Source organism: Pseudoalteromonas sp. AWM4_233, from assembly GCF_056158285.1.
This window is the reverse complement of sequence record NZ_JBSWSZ010000001.1, coordinates 1459797-1475916: the sequence shown is the minus strand read 5'-3', so window position 1 is coordinate 1475916 and position 16120 is coordinate 1459797. Positions and strand designations below refer to the sequence as shown.

General features: G+C 39.4%; 12 protein-coding genes. 6 read left to right on the top strand and 6 right to left on the bottom strand.

Going from position 1 to position 16120, the window contains the following annotated elements; genetic code table 11:
- Nucleotides 1–53: 53 nt before the first annotated feature.
- Nucleotides 54–1625, top strand: a complete 1572-nt coding sequence (locus ACXAC4_RS06465; protein WP_475159924.1) for a cation:proton antiporter domain-containing protein — start codon at nucleotides 54–56, stop codon at nucleotides 1623–1625.
- 272 nt (nucleotides 1626–1897) lie between these two features.
- Nucleotides 1898–2179 carry a hypothetical protein gene (locus tag ACXAC4_RS06460; protein WP_421964261.1) on the top strand — a complete coding sequence of 94 codons (282 nt, stop codon included), beginning with the start codon at nucleotides 1898–1900 and terminating at the stop codon, nucleotides 2177–2179.
- A gap of 75 nt (nucleotides 2180–2254) precedes the next feature.
- Here ACXAC4_RS06460 and ACXAC4_RS06455 read toward each other — a convergent pair whose 3' ends face one another.
- The 5 genes from ACXAC4_RS06455 to ilvY form a co-directional block, all read right to left on the bottom strand.
- Nucleotides 2255–3247, bottom strand: a complete 993-nt coding sequence (locus tag ACXAC4_RS06455) for a sterol desaturase family protein (RefSeq protein WP_475159923.1) — start codon at nucleotides 3245–3247, stop codon at nucleotides 2255–2257.
- A 174-nt stretch (nucleotides 3248–3421) separates the two neighbouring features.
- Nucleotides 3422–5635: a TonB-dependent receptor family protein gene (locus ACXAC4_RS06450; protein ID WP_475159921.1), complete on the bottom strand. Its 2214-nt coding sequence runs from the start codon at nucleotides 5633–5635 to the stop codon at nucleotides 3422–3424.
- Between the two features lie 12 nt (nucleotides 5636–5647).
- A complete protein-coding gene (locus tag ACXAC4_RS06445; RefSeq protein ID WP_475159919.1) occupies nucleotides 5648–6934 on the bottom strand; it encodes an imelysin family protein in 1287 nt (428 codons plus the stop codon).
- Between the two features lie 90 nt (nucleotides 6935–7024).
- Nucleotides 7025–8809, bottom strand: coding sequence for a DUF4856 domain-containing protein (locus ACXAC4_RS06440; RefSeq protein WP_475159915.1), 1785 nt, complete (start codon nucleotides 8807–8809; stop codon nucleotides 7025–7027).
- 262 nt (nucleotides 8810–9071) lie between these two features.
- Nucleotides 9072–9986 carry an HTH-type transcriptional activator IlvY gene (ilvY, locus tag ACXAC4_RS06435; RefSeq protein WP_475159913.1) on the bottom strand — a complete coding sequence of 305 codons (915 nt, stop codon included), beginning with the start codon at nucleotides 9984–9986 and terminating at the stop codon, nucleotides 9072–9074.
- Nucleotides 9987–10102: 116 nt separating this feature from the next.
- Here ilvY and ilvC point away from each other — a divergent pair, with 116 nt between their 5' ends.
- The 4 genes from ilvC to ACXAC4_RS06415 all read left to right on the top strand — a co-directional run bounded on the left by ilvC (nucleotide 10103) and on the right by ACXAC4_RS06415 (nucleotide 15819).
- Entirely contained in the window at nucleotides 10103–11572 is a 1470-nt protein-coding gene (gene ilvC, locus ACXAC4_RS06430) for a ketol-acid reductoisomerase (protein ID WP_475159908.1), read from the top strand.
- Nucleotides 11573–11719: 147 nt separating this feature from the next.
- Entirely contained in the window at nucleotides 11720–13633 is a 1914-nt protein-coding gene (locus tag ACXAC4_RS06425) for a methyl-accepting chemotaxis protein (RefSeq protein ID WP_475159905.1), read from the top strand.
- A 154-nt stretch (nucleotides 13634–13787) separates the two neighbouring features.
- Nucleotides 13788–14963 carry a tetratricopeptide repeat protein gene (locus ACXAC4_RS06420; protein ID WP_475159902.1) on the top strand — a complete coding sequence of 392 codons (1176 nt, stop codon included), beginning with the start codon at nucleotides 13788–13790 and terminating at the stop codon, nucleotides 14961–14963.
- Nucleotides 14890–15819 carry a M28 family peptidase gene (locus tag ACXAC4_RS06415; RefSeq protein WP_475159898.1) on the top strand — a complete coding sequence of 310 codons (930 nt, stop codon included), beginning with the start codon at nucleotides 14890–14892 and terminating at the stop codon, nucleotides 15817–15819. The genes ACXAC4_RS06420 and ACXAC4_RS06415 overlap by 74 nt, the downstream gene beginning before the upstream one ends.
- Here ACXAC4_RS06415 and ACXAC4_RS06410 read toward each other — a convergent pair.
- Nucleotides 15747–16058, bottom strand: coding sequence for a GIY-YIG nuclease family protein (locus ACXAC4_RS06410; RefSeq protein ID WP_475159894.1), 312 nt, complete (start codon nucleotides 16056–16058; stop codon nucleotides 15747–15749). The two genes, ACXAC4_RS06415 and ACXAC4_RS06410, sit on opposite strands and share 73 nt — an antisense overlap.
- Nucleotides 16059–16120 lie beyond the last annotated feature (62 nt).

The window sequence follows — 16120 nt, the reverse complement described above, 5'->3', positions numbered from 1 at the left end:
AATCAGTCAGTTTTGCTAATATGCTATATCAATTTCGCTTAATTATATTGAATATGGAACTGTTGTTTTTTGCTGTCGCATTCGCATGCGGATTTTCTATTTACCAACTCAAGCTACCGCCACTCATTGGTTTTTTAATGGCTGGCTTTATTTTAAACCTAATGGGTCATCAGACAACTGATTTACTAACCCAGTTAGCTGATTTAGGTGTAACCATACTATTATTCAGTATTGGTCTAAAACTCAAAGTCGGTAATTTAGTTAAACCTCAAGTATGGGGTCCAGCAACACTACATATTGTTTTAAGCACAGCTTTTTTTGCCAGTCTGTTATTATTCTTAGGCGCGGCATCTCTGCCCCTATTCAGCTCACTAGATACCTCCAGTGCTTTGCTTGTGGGTTTTGCGTTTAGCTTCTCAAGTACCGTATTTGCTGTAAAGGTACTAGAAGAGCGCGGTGAAATGTCTGCCCTACACGGTAAGATAGCCATTGGCATCTTGGTTATGCAGGATATCTTCGCGGTTATCTTTTTGGCTGTCAGCACTGGTAAAATGCCAAATATTTGGGCGCTTGGACTTTTAGTCGCACTGCCTTTATTTAGACCTATCATGTTCTGGGTACTCAATCGCTCTAAACATGGTGAACTTTTACCTCTATTCGGCTTTTTCTTCGCCTTGGTAATTGGCTACCATGCTTTCGAGTTTGCAGGGTTAAAGGGGGATTTAGGTGCTCTTATCATAGGTATGATGTTTGCCCCACATAAAAAAGCCAGTGAATTGTCTAAATCATTACTCAATGTGAAAGACATTTTACTTGTCGGCTTTTTCTTAAATATTGGCCTAAATGCAAATATTACACCTAATGCGCTGTTAGCTGCGGTCATGCTTATCTTAGTGTTGCCTATCAAGGTTATGCTGTATTACCTGTTAACAAACTTCTTCAGACTCAGGGCGCGTACGTCTCTACTGAGTGCATTTACGCTGTCAAATTACAGTGAGTTTGGATTAATCGTTTGTGCGGTAGCTGCCTCAACAGGCCTCATTACCAGCGATTGGTTAGCCGTTGTTGCCATTGCAGTTTCAATCACTTTTGTCATTGCTTCTCCACTAAATAAACGTGCTAATGAGTTGTACGTTAAGCTAGAGCCTTGGCTATTAAAATTTGAGAGTGACAAACGCTTAGAAGAAGAATTACCTGTTAATTTAACTGATACCAAAATAGTTATTTTCGGTATGGGCAGAATTGGTACGGGTGCTTATGAAACCATAGAAGCGTCGCACCCTGGTAAAGTAGCTGGTATTGATATCAAACCGGAAGTCGTTGATAAGCATGTGAAGCGCAACCGTCGTGTTTTACTTGCAGACGCGACCGATCCAGATTTCTGGCAGCGCATGAATCACTCTGACGTTGACATGGTTATGTTAGCTATGCCTAAGCATATGCAAAACATTTTTGCATTAGAACAGCTTAGAGCATCGGGGTTCAGCGGTCGTGTGAGTGCCATCGCATATTATCCAGATCAACAACGTGAATTAGAAGAAATGGGCGTAGAATTTACCTATAACTTCTATCTAGAAGCCGGTAGTGGTTTCGCTGAGCATGTTAGTCAAAAAATATTTAATTAATAACTTAAAAAGTTATCAGTACCATAGTAGGTACTGATAACTATTTCTATTTACCTCTCAACAACTTACATCTAGACGTCTAATACCCCTTGTTCCTAATAATGCAAGTCGATTTACAAAGCTTTACATGGGCCGTAGAAATCATGCTCAAAAAAAGAGTAAACTGGAACGGTCTTATGAGCTAAGTCTCTATTTTAAACACAATTTTTGTTTTAAATGTGATTGACCCTAAGCTCTTATTTTTTGGAATTTTTGGCAAGCGAGAGGCATTGATGCGTAAAGGTAAGGCAGAATTAAATTTTTCAGCCGTGGTGGATGACGTTAAAGCAAGTCCTTTTGTGGATTTGCAAAGCCGACTTGACGAGCTGCAAGACAATGGAATGACAGCGCTGACAATTCGCACTGTTTTATTTAACAAAATGTTAGATATGCACAGTGTTCCGGCCGATCATTTTTTGAGAAAAGAATCAGCCCCATCTAGATTAGATGACCCGAAAATAATTGAAACACTTAATGACCTTGGCTTTTATAAACAAAGAAAAGTCGTTCATTAATTAATTGGGGAGCCTACTCTCCGACTTATAGGCTGGCAATGCCCGTCGCCAGCCTATCTTCTTTCCTACTGAGTATTACTTGCTTATTTCTTTCTCTTTTAATGCGTCTTTCTTGAGCGTTTTCTTCGGTGTAAGGCTGAGAACAGATAGCTTTATTGGCAACCAATAAATTGCATAAACAGAATCATGTTTAGCGTCATATTTACCAACGCCAATACTTACTTTGCCAGCCTCAGATGCTTTTATTAAAGTCCCACCTACTCTATCCCAAATAGCTAATGCAGAGCCTAAGTTGGTATCAAAGTGTTTAGGGTTATCGCTGTGATGAACCTGATGTTGAGCCGGGCTTATAAACCACCCTTCTAACTTGTCTCCCCAACTAAACCAAATGTGGGAGTGTCTTAAATTAGCACCAAAAATATTAAATAAGAATACAAAGGCATTTGCACCTAGAATGTCGAACATGCTTAACGAAGTGCCAAATAAATGATAACCCACACCAACAGCGATGCCTTGCGTCACCGCCATTCTGCAAGCGTATAAGTAGCTCTCAACAGGATGAGTTCGATAAATAGTAAATGGCGTCAGTACCTTTGCTGAGTGATGAACTTTATGAAACTCCCATAAAAATGGGACTTTATGAAGCAATAAATGCAGCAAGTATCTAGTGAAATCATCGAGCAAAAATAGTATGAGCGTAAAAAATGCAATCACACTGGCTTCTGGCCATTGCAACATAAGTGGTTTACCGAGACCCCACTCTAGAAAATCTGTAACAGCTATCGCGACAGGCACCATGGTGAGTACAATGGGTGCAAACGTTGCAGCTTTGATAATTTTATTTGTAATAAGCAAGGTGTAATCTAATTTCGCACTTTTACACAACCACACATCTTTAGGAAATAAAAAACGCAAAAAGCCTTTGCCACTTTTAGACTTTTCAATTTGTGCATAAATAAAAAACGCCATAACTATCGCGCTAAGTAAATATGGAATGTATATGCGCTTGTTTGCGTCAATTAAATAAGTAGGCAATGCTGATAATTCTTGCCAAATCTGCTCTAACACACTTTCTCCTTTAACACAGAAATTTAGAGAAGTAATTTTGTTTAAATAGACTCAATATATTATGACACATGAAAATTTATAAAAAACTTATGTATTTATATCGTTCTGTATTAAGCATAAAATTATACGAAAAAGGGCCACAAGTGGCCCTTTTAAATACAAAAAAAATATATTTTAAAACTGATACTTATAACCAAATATAACTTGTCTTGGTTTACCCGGGCGCGCACCATAAGGTCGACGGCTCACTACTTTCTCTTCATCAAGTAGGTTATCAATCTTAAGATAGATACGTCCATACTTATCAAAATCGTAACCCGCAGATATATCAACCGTAATCGCACTATCAGTTTTTGCACCATTAAGACCATCTGCAATAATGTCGCCATTATCATCAACAAGGTCACCAGCTCTTTCTTGCATTGAAGAAACATTCTTAATGCTTAAATTGGTGTACCACTCGCTTGCCTCAAGACCAATATTAAATGCAAACTGATGTTCAGGAACATATGGAAGGCTGTCACCAGAACTCACTCTTCCCCATTGATCAAAGTCTGATGTGAAATCTGTTTTAAACTCACCTTTGGTGTATGTATAAACAAAGCCATAAGGAATATCTATTTGTAGGTTCAGAGGATAGCGCTGAGAAAATTGTGTTTCTAGGCCGTATACATCAACTTCACCACCATTGAATTCTTGGTCTATTGCCTCATCGATACCACAATTTGAAAATCCACAACTTTCTTTTAAATTGCTGTAGTCATTGAAGAATGCAACAGCTTCGAGTTGCGTTATTCCATCATTAAATCGACCACCAAACTCATAGTTAACACTCTTTTCAACTTCGATATCTGCAGCTTGTTTAGGACTACTTGGAACAAAGCCTTGGTGCACACCAAACAATAAACCAGAGTCATCATTTAATTGATAAAAACCACTCACGCCTGGTAACCAGATCGTAGTCTTTTTCTTTTGCCAATCGTCAGTATCTTTTTTATCTGTATAGTACATGTCCATGCTTTCGCCGCGTACACCTGCAGATACAGTTAAATTACCCAGCGTCACAGTATCTTCAATGTAAACTGAAAGCGCTTTCGTGTTTTCGATATTTGTCGTGGTGAATACAGCTTCTTCAGCTGTTTTTAGCGCAAAACCGTCTTCCATTTCATATGTTTCAGTAAAGTGCTTACGTTCTATTTCATCTTCATGTAATCGAACACCGAAAGCAAGCTTGTGCTCAACACCCTGAATTGAGAAGTCGTAATTACCATCAACTTGAATACCCTGAGAGAAGTATTCGCGGTCATTGGTACCCATTAGTAAATAATGCGTTGTGCTGCCTGATTCTACTGAGTTCTGTGTGCCAGAGATAACTGCATATTCTCTTTCATATTTTTCAGGGTTAGCCAAAATAGCTGACAAACTAGCTTGCGAGCCTACTAACTTACTAAGCTTCAACCAAGCTCGTTCATAATCATGTCGATAAACACGGGTTGTCATTGATAAATTATCGTCTGACATATTGTGCGAAAACATAAACTGCTGGTGTTTAGTGTCCATTAATGCCGGCTGAGTCGCTGCATAACGTCTGTATGGGTTTTCAGCAAAATCTGCATCAGTTAGACCTAAATATGTTTCGTCTGACTTTTCATCAGCATATGACAGTTTAAGCCCAAACGTATGGTCTACCCCATCATTAGTCAATTGATAGTTAAATTTAGCTAAAAGGTCATTTTTATCGAAGCCTGTGTTACCACCACCATCTAATTCTTTAAAGCCATCAGCTTTTAGATTTACGCCTTCGACTAAAAAACCTACGTTATTAACAACTGAGCCAAAGTGCCCATGTACTTTTTGATACCCGTCAGTTCCTCTTGCGATATCGATACCACCTTCAGTGAACTCAGGTACTTGCCTAGTCACGAAGTTAAGCGCACCAGCCACGGTTTGAGGACCATGCTTTATGGCTGCTGGCCCTTTAAATACTTCAACCGCAGCCATACGCGTAGGTACTGGAAAATAGTACGCTGCTGACGCAGAATAAGGAGAAGGCCCAATCAATACGCCATCTTCCATTATTGTTATCTTTTTGCTTCGCTCGGGTGTTACCCCCCTAAATCCAATATTTGGACGAAGACCATAACCATCTTCTTCCCTAATATTTACGCCAGGTACTTTACTTAAAATACGGTGAATATCATCATACTCAAACTTCTCAAGCTCAACCTCTGTTAGCAAAGTCGTTGAACCCGCCTCTGTGCGAAGTTTATCTGTATGGCTTAGTATTGTAATGTGTTCAATATTATCACCGCTCGTTTCCTGTTTATTATCAGCAAACGCAGACGTCGCAATACTTGCCACAGCTAATGCTAAAAGTGTTTTTTTCATAGAACTCGCTCTTTAATCGTTGTCGCCTGCTGAAGTTTTAGGTAGTTCAAGTGCTAACTTATTAATGAAGTCATGCTTGAATTGATCTGTTATATCCTTAACTTTAGCGTGAGTGTGCTCAACTTTTTCTTTTTCATTTACAAGTGCTTGCTGCAAGTTGCCGTCAATTGCATCAATTGCTGCATTTGAATCCTGAATCCCTTTCAACATGGCTTCTTTTATATCAGAGCCACTTTCAAAATCTAAGAAATCATCAAAACCAGTTGTATTTTCTGCAGCAGTGCCATTGCCAGTAAATAACTTTTCAAATGCAGCTAGATTCGCTTTCATATTTGCTAGAGAGTTAGCAGCCACTGGCGATTCTACATCTTCTGCACACGCTTCTAGGCCGCAAGAATTGCTGAAGTAGCCAAGAGGAAGCGCCAACTTTTGGTCTTTTAATTGCTTATCGGCATAAAACATTGCATTAGTAATTACATTTACTGCAGCATGCGCACTGTCAAAGCTATTACCTGGCTCACCCGCTTTTTTAAGTTCAAGGGCATAACCAGTTTCACCCTGCCATTTTTCCAATAAAACATTTGAATTATCAACCAAGTCATTTGCAACTTCGAGTGCAAACTCACAGCGAGCAACGCGACGCTCACCATCCGTTCTACTGTTCCAATCAGCAAGGGCATCATTAGCAATTGAACAGCTATGATCTAATTCGGTACTAAATAACAAGTGTTCTAAACTGACTAAACCGCGACGAGTTGCTGTTCGGTTTTTAATATCATACGGGCGACTTTCATCTAAATTGATGACACCATCTTCGAAATATGCTGTGTCTTGGTCAACGCCGCACGTACTCTTCGCTGGCCATGAATAAATTAAATTTCTTAGTTCGCCTTCATTCGTCGCTAATGGGCCTACCTGCATCAGTTCTGCCTGTTGCCAGATTGCAGTTGTAATTCTCCAACTCGATTGAGCCACAGCAAGTGCATCTAACCTTGCTTGTTCCTCGCTTTCTCCTGCAGCAACTGATTTTTCAACATCGCAGTAAGCTGCTAATGTTGTGCTGTTTTTCTCTGCTTGTTCCTTAAATGAAACGAAAGTAGGTGTCATTACGTTATCAACTAAGTTAGCTAATAAGGCCGTTTCATCGAAGCTTGTTGTACTTCCACCGTTATCGACAACTGGTGTGCCACCGTCAAAGTTTTCACCTTGGCTGCTCGAAGTGCTCTCTGAGCATGCTGCCAGGCCAAGTATTAAAGAAGTAGCTAAAGCCAATGGCTTAAGTTTTGCGGATCTCAACATAAAATTAATCCTAAAATCTCGAATCATAGATACAGAAAAAGGTTAGTAACCTAAATCACTAACCTTTCAATATATTGTTAGCTAAAACTATTACCAGTTTTTAGCGTTTTCTTCTGCAAAGTCATATGCGTCAGCTAAAATGTCACGTGCTTGGCGTAATTTTTCTGCGTAGGCTTCAAACTCTTCAGTTGTGCCCGTTACTAATGGCTTATCACCCATTAGTGTGTGAACTTCAACAAATTTAGCCTCACCAAAATCAGCTTTTTTCGGGTTTAAATCATCTTCAGCAAATGGAGAGAATGGGCTAAACTGGAAGTTTAACGCGAAACCTTTCATCTCACCCCAATGCTTGGCATAAGTCGCAAACTCATCAGTAGTGTATTCACCATCTTTTAAGTTTTCGATATCGCCAATAGAGTCATTGATGTAATGAACCACTGTCGCTGCAATCGCTTTTTCCCAGCCAAGAGCTGCATCGAAAACATGCTTGTTAAACTGTGCTTTCAACTCATCAGAAAAATCAGCTACATCAGTGCCAAAATTATCTGTGATGATTTTACGTCCCGCGATGAAGTTAACCATTGCTTCAGCAGTGAAATCTGTTGTTTCCTCAGCACCACGGTCACGTTTAGCAGCATTTGATGAGTTACCCCATACAAATTCAGACGCTAAGTCAATAACACCATTGCCGTCAATATCATTTTTACCCTGGAATTCATCACGACCGCCTTTTTTAGCAATTTCGTCATCTGAGTATTCTAGGTAGTTACGTGATGCGCCAAAGTAACCGAAGCCTTCATCGTATTGGTGTTCAAGTTTTGTATACAGAACGCCTTCTTTTTGCGCTACTTTGTTGTCTGACTCAAGGCCTTCACCAAGGTAATCATCAGTACCTTGTGAGAACATTAAAGCGCCAAGCGTGTGTTTTTGTACAAGTTGGACAAGGTCTAAGCCTTCTGGTGTGATGTAAGCTTTGGTAATCGCTACACCATTGGCATCTTCTAAGCTATCACCACCATTTACTTTTTCAATTTGAGCGATGAATAAGTCAAAGTAATGTTTAACCAAGCCTTCAGGTGTCTTAGCCTGAGTACCGAACTCAGTTACACCTTTGAAGTTGCCTTCAACTTCCCATTCTTTATACATTTTCGAAGCATCAGCACCTGCAATTTTGCCGCTAAGCTCTTTGCCTGAACTTGAAATTGCAGCAAATGTTTTTTGCTCATAACCAGATAAGTCATCACCTAAGTGAGTAATTGGGTTCTCAGATACAGAATCATAATCGCCCCAAAGTGCGTCAAGCTTTGCTCTCACATCAGCAGCTACAATGTTATTTGTTTCAATGTACTCAACAGTCATTAAGCCCATGTAATGCTTAATTTCGGCTGATAATGCATGACGTGCAGTCTGACCTGTGTAAGCAACTGATGAACCTGTTCCAAGTTTAGAAGCAAATTCATAAACATTTACGCCATCTGTTGCTTCAACGTCAGTAATTGTTAGTGTTAATTCTTTATCAAAAGTTAAGCCACCAGCATCTTTTACAGTTACTGTTACTTTAACTTCAGTTTCTTGTTCATAGTTGATAGCGATTGAGTCTTTTAGCTTTAAATTACCTTCAGCAATTTCGAAGCGGTCATCTGCAACTGTAAAAGTTGCACCTTCTGCATTGTCATCTGTCGCACTTAATGTGCCAACAACAACACCTAATGCATCTTCAGTGATTGCTGATGAAGAAAGAGTGATATCAGTAGGAGCTTGGTTTGTAGGCGTTGTAGGTGTAGATGTTTCGTTATTGCTTGAACCGCCACACGCAGTTAAACCTAATGTTGCAGCTAGGATAGATGTAGCTAACAGAGACTTACGAAGGGTCATTCTTATTGTCCTTTGAAAATATTAAATATTATTAAATTTTAATTGCAGCAAAGTATACACGCATCTAAATAACAATCAATATTATTTACACTGTCATAAATAGTGCTTTTGTCAAAAAACAGTATAAAAAACATTCTGACCTCTGCGAGAGAATAACGACAATCTATTGTAAATCAATTAGATAAAAGCACCCTTCCAAAAAGACAACTCAATAACCTTTATGATAATCAATATCAATTACTTTAAATTTATTGTGCTATTGTCAATTATTCTCGATGCTATCATTAAATATTTGTTGTGCTGTCTGCCAAATAGCCAAATTCACAGGGTCTTTTAACCTTGTAGATTTAGCTATCAAGCCAATTTCTATATCAGTTTTACCGCTTTTGATAGGTAATACTCTCACTTGCTGCTTAAAAGGACTTTGAGATAAAACAACATCTGGTACTAAGGCGATACCAAACCCTAAACTGACAAGGGCTACGATAGCCTCATGACCTGATACATGCGCATAGACTTTCGGCTTAAAGCTTTGCTCTGTGCAGAACTCATCTAATCTTTCTTTCAATACGCCCTGCTCTGGCACAATATATTCGAGCTTTGACCAATCAAGTGACTCTAAAGGCATTGCATTTATAGTTTCGGAAAGTGGACTCTCCATTGTCGGCGCTATCATGAGCAACTTAGCTTCACCTAGCTTTGTATAAGCAAGACCTGCTGGTAGTTCCCTTGGTTTAACTGCAACGGCTAAATCCGCTTTTTCAGCTTGGACGTTCGATATTGAAAGCGCTGGGTCCCCAGTGTTTAGATTCAACTCTACATCTGGGTATTTTTTACGAAATGCCGCAAACAACTTATATATGTAACTATAACTTGCCGTCACAGAACAATATAAGTCAGCTTCACCGGATAAAACCTGTTGCTCAGTTTGACATTGCCCTTTAAAAAGCCGCCATTGATTTAGCGTTGCATTGGCATAGTCAACAAAGGCTTTTCCTTGAGAAGTTAATGACACACTGCGGTTATCTCTTATAAATAAAGGCACGCCGACTTCTTCTTCTAATTGTTTAATTTGCCGGCTCAGTGTTGGCGCACTAATAAAGCAAAGATTACTTGCTCGGCCAAAATGTAGGGTATCTGCCAGGGCTAAAAAATACTTAAGTTGTTTATGGTCCATTTTACATTTCAAAAATTGAAATACAGTGATTCAAATATATCATTTTACGAAACCAAAACTACCCCCTATTCTCAAACTCGTATCTAGAAAAACACTTTTTTTTAAAAGGCTCTAACATGGCGAATTATTTTAATACTCTTCCTTTACGTGAACAGTTAGCACAACTTGCTCAATGCGAGTTTATGGACCCAAAAGAATTTGAAAACGGCGTTGCAGCCCTAGAAGGTAAAAAACTGGTTATTGTTGGGTGTGGTGCACAAGGCCTAAACCAAGGTTTAAACTTACGTGATTCAGGGTTAGATGTCAGTTATGCCCTGCGAGATTCTGCGATTGCAGAAAAGCGTGCTTCATTCGTAAATGCATCAGATAACGGTTTTACTGTTGGCACTTATGAAGAGCTTATTCCTACTGCGGACTTAGTACTTAACCTTACCCCAGATAAACAACATACAAGTGTTGTTGAAGCGGTTATGCCACTTATGAAACAAGGCTCAACACTGGCATATTCTCATGGCTTCAATATTGTTGAAGAAGGTATGAAGGTACGTGAAGACATCACTGTGATCATGGTTGCACCTAAGTGCCCTGGGACTGAGGTACGTGAAGAATATAAGCGTGGTTTTGGTGTTCCTACTCTTATCGCAGTTCATCCTGAAAATGATCCAGAAGGTAAAGGTCTTGAGCAAGCAAAAGCCTATGCTGCAGGTACCGGTGGTCACAGAGCAGGCGTACTTAAGTCTTCATTTATTGCCGAAGTAAAATCTGACCTAATGGGTGAACAAACTATCCTTTGCGGTATGTTACAAACAGGCTCATTACTTTGTTTCGATAAGATGGTAGAAAAAGGTGTTGATGCAGCGTATGCGTCAAAACTTATTCAATACGGTTGGGAAGTCATTACAGAAGCACTTAAGCATGGTGGTATCACCAATATGATGGACCGCTTAAATAACCCAGCAAAAGTAAAAGCATTTGAGCTAAGTGAACAACTAAAGCAAATCATGCGTCCACTGTACAACAAGCATATGGACGATATCATCAGCGGCGAATTCTCAAGCGGCATGATGGCCGATTGGGCAGAAGACGACGCCAAGCTTCTTTCGTGGCGCGCAGAAACCGCTGAAACCGCATTCGAAAAGCAAGAAAATTCGGCTGAAGAAATTTCTGAACAAGCTTTCTTCGACAAAGGTATTCTAATGGTTGCTATGGTAAAAGCAGGTGTTGAACTTGCGTTTGAGACTATGACTGCCGCAGGCATTATTGAAGAGTCAGCATATTATGAGTCGCTTCACGAAACGCCTTTAATTGCAAACACAATTGCACGTAAGAAACTATTCGAAATGAATCGTACTATTTCAGATACAGCAGAATATGGTTGTTATTTATATAACCATGCTTGTTTACCACTACTTCAAGATTTTATGAAAGAGATTGAAACAGATGTCATTGGTGAAGGGTTAAGTTCAGATAACTTTGTTGATAACCAAGCATTAATCTCGGTAAATAGCGCAATTCGCAATCACCCTGTAGAAAAAGTGGGTGAGACATTACGCGGTTACATGTCAGCAATGAAAAAGATTGTTTAGAAACGTTTCGCTTGTTAGAAACCAAGCCCAATAACTGCAAAGTTTTGGGCTTTTTTACTATTTGTTTACAATTTTAAATAAACTTCAATAGTAGATAAGATTTCCTATGCTAGAATAATTACTTAACTCGTTATCAAAATAAGTAATATGAAAGCGAATAGTTTATCCATTACAGTAAAAATCTCGCTCCTCGGTAGTTTAATCGCAATTATAGTTGCAACACTCATCGGGGTTATCTCTACCTATCAGGCAAAAGGCATGGTCGAAAGACGCATGTTACACTCTGAATTGCCTAGTAAAGTAGAAAATATAAGTAAATCTATAGAGAAACAAATTGCGCAAATGAAAGATGCTGCAGAGCTGCTTTCAAGCAATCAATTCATTCTAGCCAATGCTAAAAACCACCAACAGGATGACACCCTACTTGTCTCTGAATTACAACGTATTGCAAAACAGTTTGACTTAGCAACCGCGTCATGGGCAAATCGTGAAACTGCTGAGTACTGGAATCAACATGGATTCTTACGTGTTTTGAACCATCAAGAAGACGGCTGGTTTTATGGTTTCACGCAATCTGGTGAAGCTTATTCCATCAGTATTTTCAGAGAAACCACTGGTGCTGTGAATATGTTCGTGAACCACCAGCAGTTGAATGGTATTGGTTTAGCTGGCCTTGCCAAGAGTGTCACTGATATGCAGAGCATGCTCAGTCAATTCACACTTGAACAAACTGGGTTTGTTTTCGTAGTTGATAATACTGGCGCAATTAAGTTGTTCCCAGATAGTCGTTCGACTCAAGCACAGTCCTTGAAAGACTTGTATGGCAGTACAAATTCCAACGCTCTGTTACAAAATAACGCGTCTAACCTGATTAATGTTACTTTAAATAACGAAGCGCAAGTGATTGCAAGTCAGCCAATCAAAGGCACTAACTTATATGTCGTAGCACAAGTACCTGAGCATGAGGTTTATACCGAAATTCGTAGTCTGCAATGGCAAATTGTAGGATATGCCAGCATCATTGCCATTTTTGCTTGCTTAGTCAGCTTTTTCTTAGCACGCACATTAGCAGCCCCACTTTCTAAAATTGCGCAACTGTTTGCCAACTTAGGCAGTGGCGATGCAAGACTAAATTATCGATTACCAGAATCAACACAACCAGAGCTGCAAGAACTCAGTGATGGCTTTAATCAGTTTATTGCCAAGATAGAGCAAGCTATCAAACAAGTGGCAAATGAAAGCCATGAAATTCGTGCCACCAGCCTTAAACTAACAGAGCAAAGTAATCGAACTTGCCACGCCCTAAATGAGCAAAAATCTCAAACATTATCTGTAGCGGCTGCGATTAACGAAATGGGCGCAACGGTGCAAGAGATTGCTGGCAATGCGAATAACTCTGCACAATTGACTGAATCAAGTAAAAATACGGTTAAGCACAGTGAACAAGAAATTGCCCAATCTCAGATTACATTAGGACAACTTGCGGATGACATAAATAGTATGGCTGAGCAGGTTAACTCTCTCGTAGAGCGTACCCGCTCAATCGCAAGTATTGTAGAAGTGATCAGAGGGATCTCAGAGCAAACAAACCTACTGGCACTCAATGCTGCAATCGAATCAGCTCGGGCTGGTGAGCATGGTCGTGGTTTTGCAGTCGTGGCAGACGAAGTGCGTGCGTTGGCAAGCAGAACATCTCAATCTACTGATGAGATCCATAACACCATTAATGAACTCACTGTTGCCGCAGAAAACATTGTATCGCAGATCACGCAATCTAGAAGTCAAGCTGAACATAGTGTTATGAGTATGCAGAACTCTGTTGACTTGCTGAAGGACGTTAGCGAAACATCAAACCAAATCAATGATATGACTACTCTTATTGCAGCTGCTACTGAAGAGCAGAGCAATGTTGTTGCTGAAGTTGGACTAAACATTGAACAGATCAGCGCAGCCAGTGATAATGTTGTCGATGAAACACAAGCAATTTCACAAGCTATTGAAGCCCTTGCCGAGTCAGCGAAAACACTCGATGGTTTAGTTGTGAGTTTCGATAGTAAGTAATTAAAAATATTTACTTTTCTAAAAAAGAGCAGCACTCTCACTGCTCTTTTTTATAAGCTAGCGCAATATGCGTAATAATTTGTAACGATTAAAAATACAACAACCCCATTTCTTCATCTAGGCTTAAATAATGACTAGCTGTAAGGGGTTATGTATGAAGCACATTTCATCAACACTAATTGCATTGCTGCTATTACTCAATTTAGCAGGATGTCAGAGCACCCAATCCAATACACCTGACATTAATTACGCACTAATAAACACATCGGTATTTGAACAAAAAGAGATTGTCTCTCAAGATGAAGTTTTTGCTCTCAATGAAGACATAAAAACGCAACTTAACCACTATATTAAAGACAAAGCATCTCCAATACGACAAGCCAAGCAACTACTCAATTTTTTAATGGATAATGGAGACAGTACACTAGCTTATCAAAGTGGCGCTAATCTAGTCGCATCTGATGCTTTTTATAATCTCAATGCAAATTGTCTTTCTCTTTCAATCTTAGCGCATAGCCTCGCAGAGCATTTAGGTCTCTCAACACAATTTCAACGTGTTCATATTCCAGAGTATTGGGATCAAAGCCAAGGTTATAGCCTCCTTACTGGTCATGTTAATCTCATCATCAAAAAAGCACCTCTCAGAGATGAAGCAAACAAAATATTCTTTCTAGAACCCACCTCAATTACCGTAGATTTTGATCCCAATAGTAGAGAGCAAAAATTTAAAACGAGCAGAATCAGTAAAAACAGGATCACTGCTATGTTTTACAACAACCGCGGTGCAATGCATATGATCAGAGCTGAATATGACTTAGCTTATAGCTATTTTAAAGGAGCAATCGAACTAGACCCAGCTTACTCAGGTGCTTGGGGAAATCTTGGGATACTCTATCGTATAAACAACATGAACGATCTTGCAGAAAGAACCTACCAACACGCTTTGATTGTTGACCCAAATAACAACACAGCGTTGGGCAATACCGCACTGTTATACCGTTTAACTAACCGAGAAAGCTTAGCATTCGAAATCGAAACTAAATTAGAAAACAAGCGAAAAAACAATCCTTTCTATATGATTGTAAAAGGTAATGAAGCCATAGCTAAAAATGAGCTAAACAAAGCGCTTCATTTTTTTAATGAAGCAAGGAAGCTTGATAATGATCTCCATGACAGTTATTTTGGCTTAGCTAAAGTCTATTATTACAAAGGAAATCTTAGTCGTGCAGAACGTTATCTCAAACTGGCGCTTAAAAATGCAGAGTTTACTCACGATAAACGACGCTATGAGGGTAAGCTGGCTGCTTTTAAGTATTTGGCTAGTCGCTAACGCCAATGCTGCCAGCGCCTCGACGCGTTTGTATAAAGATATGAACGTTTTAACCAGCCCTGCGCATCAAGGAAGAGAAGCTGGCAGCCCTACTCCCAATATCACAGCTCAATTTTTATATGAGCGTTTTCAGAGTTTAGGTATTAAAGTTAATTATCAAAGCTTTGAATTTAAAAGTGGGTTCTTTAGCAAAAAGCTAGGCCACAACGTCATCGCAACACTACCCTGCACTGTCGACCAATGTGGCAAAAAGCTCATCATCACCGCTCACTATGACCATTTAGGCGGACGAGAAAGTAGCTTCTATGCAGGCGCCAATGATAACGCGACAGGTACTGCTGCATTATTAGCAATAGCAGAAGCCTTAAAAGAACAAGTTCGTTTTAGTGACGTTATATTTTTAGCTACCGACGCAGAAGAAAAAGGACTTTATGGTGCCAAGCATTATGTGAGTGAGACAGACACAAATAGTTACGCCTTGAATATTAATTTAGACATGTTAGCTATTAATAAAAGAAACACCCTGTACGCCCTTCATGATAAAAAAGCCAAAAAATACATTGAGCAATTTAAACAACAAGAAAATCCATTTAAGGTATTTTCTACTTCGTCTCAGTTTAGACTGCACAAAAAGCTCAATGACAATCGTATCAACTGGCATAAGGCCAGTGATCATTACGCCTTTAGTTTGAAGAAAATACCGTATATCTACTTTGGTATGGGGATTGATGATAAACATCACACTAAAAAAGACACATTAGACAATATGAACTTTGAAAAGTATCAAACTGTGGTTGAATCTATCAGTGACTTTATCGTCTCATTAGCGCAAGTGCCATTAGACTCCACGAATTGAATCTTTTGAACTTTGTTTAGCTTTTTAAGATGCCACTCTAATTTAGCAGCAGTACTTTTATCACCGACTGCTTTACTATAAATCAATTTGATGGGCGCTTTGCCTTTTAGGTTTTTTGCGCCTTTACCAGCATTATGTGCCTCAACTCGTGCGGCAACATTGTTGGTGATCCCCGTATACCAATGCCCCAACCTACTTTCAACGATGTAGACAGACCAAATCTTTATCTCTTGGGCCAATTATTTTACCTATTTAGAAACTTTTTTAACTTCATACCGTCAAAGTGTATCAAGAAACTTTA